The organism is Methylobacterium sp. P5_C11 (assembly GCF_054049775.1).
The window spans coordinates 1-4,830 of sequence record NZ_JBFULS010000105.1 but is presented as its reverse complement, the minus strand read 5'-3'; the positions used below and the strand labels follow the sequence as shown (position 1 = coordinate 4,830).

Sequence of the window (4,830 nt, the reverse complement as noted above, 5' to 3'; positions counted from 1 at the left end):
GCTCACGCCCCGGCCCCTGACGGGGCGCGGCCGGCGACCGCGCCGCGCGGGGGCGGSGCTGGCGATCGCCCTGATCGTGCTGGCGCGACCGGCCTGCGCGCCGGTCGCCGGGATGCTTCTGGTGCCGTTCCCGCCGAGGGGCCGGTTCGCCCGCTTCTGCCGGGCGCGGCTGCCGCTTGCCGGCCTGGCGCTCCTGCCCGCCCTCGGGATGCACCTCGGCGCCGGGGCGGGGGGCGGACCCGCCCCCGCCGCGCCCGTCCCGCTGCACGGGCTCCTCGACGGGCTCTGGACCGTGTGCCTGCTGGTGCCGCTGGTCGCCCTGCGGCGCGGCCCCCTGCCCCCCCGTGCGGAGCGGCTGTGGCTTGCGGGGAGCGCGCTGCTCGGCCTGTGGCTCACGGTCCTGGCGCAGGCCCTCGCCCCGCCCGGAGCCGCGGGCCGCCTCGACGGGCTGGACCTCCATGCCGTGCTGCCGCTGGGGCCGATGCTGGTGCTGGCCTTCGCCCGGGGGCGGGTCGGCACCGCGGCATCCCTGCGCTGGCCGGCCCTGCTCCCCGTCCTGGCGGCCGCGATCGACGCGGTCGCGCTGCCCCTCGCGGCGTTGCGGCCGTGAGGCGCGCGCCGGCATCGTCCCGATCCGGGCGTCAGTCCCGGCCGAGGAAGTCCAGAAGCGCCCGGTTGAAGGCCTCGGGCCGGGTCACGCTGTGGGCGTGGCCCCCCTCGGGGGCAAGGGCGAGGCGGGCGTTGGGCAGCGCCGCCGCCAAGCGCTCGGACCGCGTATAGGGCACCAGCACGTCGTCCCGGGCGGCCATCACCAGGGTCTCGTGATCGATCGCTCCGAGGCGGTCCGCCACCGTGAAGCGCTCCAGGGCGCCGATGCGCGTGAGCACCGTCTCGGCCCCGGGGAAGTGCGCCAGGGCGTGCGCCTCGTCGGCCGCGACCCGCTCGGCCTCGGCCGAGAGCCAGGGCGCCGGGTACAGGAAGAGCGCCTGAGCCCGCACGAAGGCTTCCGGACCGCCCCCGGCCAGGATCGCCCGGCGGGCCGCGAAGCAGCGGCGCGTGGCCGGGTCCAGCGCGTCCCAGCCGTTGATCACCACGATCCGTCCGACTCGCGCGGGGGCGGTCAGCGCCATCTGGAGGGCGATCAGGCCGCCGAGCGCGTGGCCGACCACGTCGGCCCGGTCGATTCCGGCGGCGTCCAGAACCCCGAGCGCGTCCCGCGCCATGGCCGGGATGTCATGGTCCGGCGCGAGCCGGCCGGGCGATCGCCCGGTGCCGCGATGGTCGTAGGTAACGACCCGGAACCGCCCGGTCAGGGCCGCCATCTGCGGCGCGAAGTAGCCCGCCGCGCCGCCGAGCCCCGGAGACAGCAGCACCGGGCGCCCGTCCGCCGCGCCCGCCACCGCGTGATGGAGCGGGGCCGCCCCCGCCGCAGGCCGGGTCATCGGCGGCCGATATGGGCGACGGACGCGATCTCTACGAGGGCGTCGGGTTTCACGAGGCCGCACTGGATGCAGTAGCGCGCCGGCTTCTCGCCGGGGAAGAACGCCGCATAGACGGCGTTGATCGCCGGGTAGTCGGCCCAGTCCTTCAGGAAGACGTGGTTGAAGGTGACGTCGTCCATCGTGCCGCCCGCGGCCTCGACCACGCCCTTGATGGTCTCCAGCACGTGGCGGGCCTGGGCGCCCGCGTCGCCGGCATGGACCACGTTGGCGTCCGCATCCAGGGGCAGCGTGCCCGAGACGTACAGGACCCCGTCGGCCAGGGTGCCCGGCACGTAGGGGGCCAGCGGCTTGCCGGTCCCCGGCGGTATGATGACCTGCTTCGGCATTCCCGTGCGGCTCCCGCGTTCGACCTGTCGGCCGGACCGGGACAGGCCGCGCGGGAGGCCGCCGCGGGGCGGCGGCGTTCGTGCACCCTGTCGGTGACCGACAGGCGGCGCGATGCACTTATTCGGCCAGGTCAACCGCGGCGTGCGGACCCGCGCCGAGGGCCGTCTCGAATGCCGCCACGTCCGAGACCCAGCCGAAGAAGGTCTCGATGTTGGCGAGCGCCGCGTGCTGCAGGCTCTCCGGCCCGGCCTGGTGCGTGGCGTCAGCCAGAACGATGCCGAAATACTCCCGGTGGAACCCGTCGCGCAGGGTCGATTCCACGCAGACGTTGGTGGCGATGCCGGTGAACACCAGCGTGGTGACGCCCCGGGCGCGCAGGGTGCTGTCGAGGGGGGTGTTGTAGAAGCCGCTGTAGCGCGGCTTGCCCATGACGATGTCGCCGGGCTCCGGCGTCAGGGCCTCCACCAGGGCGTAGTCCCAGGAGCCCTTGGCGAGGAGCTGCGCGTTCATCTCGGGATGCCGGCGCATGGTCTTGAGGGCGTTGGACTTGTGCCAGTTCGGCGAACCCGGGCCGCCGGCCTCGACGTAATCCGGGTCCCAGCCGTTCTGGAACCACAGCACACGGATGCCGGCCGCCCGGGCCGCCGCCACCGCCCGGGCGATGCGGGCGATCACCGGGCCGGTGCCCGACACGTCGAAGCCCGCCCGGTCGAGGTAGCCGCCCGGGCTCGCATAGGCGTTCTGGACGTCCACGACGATCAGCACCGTCGTGGCCGGGTCGAGGGCGATCGGCTCGGGCCGGGCGGTCAGGACGACGTCGCCGTGGCGGCCGTGGGGATCGCGAAAACCCGCGGGAGCGTCCATCAGGCGACCTCGGCGAGGGGGGCCGTGACGTGCCGGCGCGTGCGCATCAGGGGCTGGATCCGCGTCCCGAAGGCGTCGAGACCCTTGAGGAAGTCGTCGAACACCAGCAGCACGCCCTCCACCCCCGTGATCGCCCCGATCGCGTCGAGCATCGCGGCCACGCTGGCGTAGCTGCCCACCAGGGTGCCCATGTTGAGGTTCACCGCCGAGGCCGGGTCGGCGAGCTGGCGCACGTTGGTGTCGCCGCCGGACTTGGTGTCGGCCGCGCCCTGGAGGCCGAGCCACGCGATCGCCTCGGCGTCGGCGCCCGCCCGGTAATGCTCCCAGGTGGCCAGGGCGGCGGCGTCGGTCTCGTCGGCGATGATCATGAACAGCGCGTAGCAGGTCACGCGCCGCCCGGTCTTCGCGCGGGCCTCCGCCAGCGTCTCCACCACCGGCGCGAAGGCGGTGGGGGTGTTGACCCCCTTGCCGAGGCAGAAATTGTAGTCGGCATACCGGGCCGTGAAGGCCAGCCCGGCGCCGCTCTGGCCGGCGCAGATGATCTTCATCGGGGCCTGCGGCCGGGGGCTCAGGCGGCAATCGTTCATCTGGAAGAACGTGCCCTTGCGGTCGCTGACGCCGGTCTCCCACAGGTCGCGCAGGATCTGAGCATACTCGGCCAAGTAGTCGTACCGCTGCGCGAAATAGGCGTCCCCGGGCCACAGGCCCATCTGGTCGTATTCCGGCTTCTGCCAGCCGGTGACGAGGTTCACGCCGAAGCGTCCGTCGGAGATCGAGTCGATGGTCGCGGCCATGCGGGCGACGAGCGCCGGTGGCAGGCACAGGGTCGCCGCGGTGGCGAACAGCTTGATCCGGGTGGTGACGGCCGCGAGCCCGGCCATCAGGGTGAAGGATTCGAGGTTGTGGTCCCAGAACTCGGTCTTGCCGCCGAAGCCGCGCAGCTTGATCATCGACAGGGCGAAGTCGAACCCGAGCGCTTCCGCCTTCAGGGTGATCTGCTTGTTGAGTGCGAAGCTCGGGCGGTACTGCGGGGCGTTCTCCGACAGGAGCCAGCCGTTGTTGCCGATCGGGATGAACACCCCGACGCTCATCCCCGGCATCCCTTCGCCCGGCATCCCTTCGGCCGGCACGCCGTCCGCCGGGACCCCTTCGGCAGCGGTGGTCGCGTCCGCGTGGCTCTGCATCATCGTCCCGCCCTCCGCCCGACCGGTTCCCCCCGGACCCGACTCGGCGCCCGGAGGCTCGCAAAACACGGGTGGGGGGTCAAACCCGCGGCACCGGGGCGGTGCGGAAATGCCCATCTTTCCAGCGACTTGCACAACCGGAACGCGATGCCTGCCCAACGCGTGCGCGCTCCCGAATGCGAGGCCCGAACCCATGCGCCGGGCCGGCGCGAGCGGTGCGCATGCGGTACCCCTGCCGGGATGTCGCGCGCCGATTGCCGCCGCCGAACCGGGGACCATGTCCAGGGGCCGACGATGAATGTCGGTTCGATCCTGCCGGAGTGACAGCGATGCGCGCGTGGTTCACCCTCCTTCTCGTCCTCGGCCTCGCGGGACCGGCGGCGGCCGACGAGGCGGGACGCGCCGCGGCCCGGGCGGTGATCGCCAAGCAGGAGCAGGCGCTCGGCCGCGACGACGCGCAGACCGCCTACGAGCAGGCCGCCCCGGCGATCCGGGAGCTGTTCCCGAACGCCGATCTGTTCATCGGCATGGTCCGCAACCAGTACCGCCCGGTCTACCGCCACCGCAGCTTCGTGTTCGGCGAGGCGCGGGACGCGGACGGGGCGGCCGTGGTCCAGTCGGTGGCGATCCAGGACGAGTACGGCGTCGACTGGACCGCCGAGTACACCCTCGCCCGGGACGCGGACGGGCAGTGGCGGATCACCGGATGCCGCCTGATCAAGGCGCCGGGCACGAGTGCCTGAGGGGCGCCAGCCGTCGCGGCGGGCGCGGGACCTGTCGGGCTCAGGGCCGGAACGTGGCGAGCCGGTCGAGCATCTGCAGGGTGATATCGGCGCAGGCCTTCGTCGCGTCGTCGGCCGCGCAGGTCACGTCGACGCGCGCGTCGCCGCGCTCCAGCACGATGTGGGCGGCCCGCGGCGGCGGCGGCGGGGGGGGGCCGTCGGGGCCGGGGC

Annotated in this window: 6 protein-coding genes; 2 read left to right on the top strand and 4 right to left on the bottom strand. The window is 73.7% G+C overall.

From position 1 onward, the window contains the following. Positions 1–610: hypothetical protein (locus ACXJKQ_RS27385; protein ID WP_457108817.1), on the top strand; the 610-nt coding region annotated here is incomplete at its 5' end. A 31-nt stretch (positions 611–641) separates the two neighbouring features. On the opposite strand, the gene rutD is transcribed toward ACXJKQ_RS27385, so the two are convergent. From rutD to rutA, 4 genes are all read right to left on the bottom strand, one after another. After that, positions 642–1,442 (bottom strand): pyrimidine utilization protein D, encoded by an 801-nt coding sequence (gene rutD / locus ACXJKQ_RS27380; RefSeq protein ID WP_457108816.1) that lies wholly within the window; start codon positions 1,440–1,442, stop codon positions 642–644. Further along, positions 1,439–1,828, bottom strand: coding sequence for a pyrimidine utilization protein C (gene rutC / locus ACXJKQ_RS27375; protein WP_457108815.1), 390 nt, complete (start codon positions 1,826–1,828; stop codon positions 1,439–1,441). Before rutC ends, rutD begins: the two co-directional genes overlap by 4 nt. Positions 1,829–1,946: 118 nt before the next feature. Next, complete coding sequence (rutB, locus tag ACXJKQ_RS27370) at positions 1,947–2,693, bottom strand: pyrimidine utilization protein B (RefSeq protein WP_457108814.1); 747 nt, start codon at positions 2,691–2,693, stop codon at positions 1,947–1,949. Next, positions 2,693–3,784 (bottom strand): pyrimidine utilization protein A, encoded by a 1,092-nt coding sequence (rutA, locus tag ACXJKQ_RS27365; RefSeq protein WP_457108818.1) that lies wholly within the window; start codon positions 3,782–3,784, stop codon positions 2,693–2,695. Before rutA ends, rutB begins: the two co-directional genes overlap by 1 nt. Before the next feature lie 422 nt (positions 3,785–4,206). On the opposite strand from rutA, the gene ACXJKQ_RS27360 reads away from it, so the two are divergent. Further along, positions 4,207–4,620 (top strand): DUF4864 domain-containing protein, encoded by a 414-nt coding sequence (locus ACXJKQ_RS27360; protein ID WP_457108813.1) that lies wholly within the window; start codon positions 4,207–4,209, stop codon positions 4,618–4,620. The last annotated feature ends 210 nt before the right edge of the window (positions 4,621–4,830 follow it).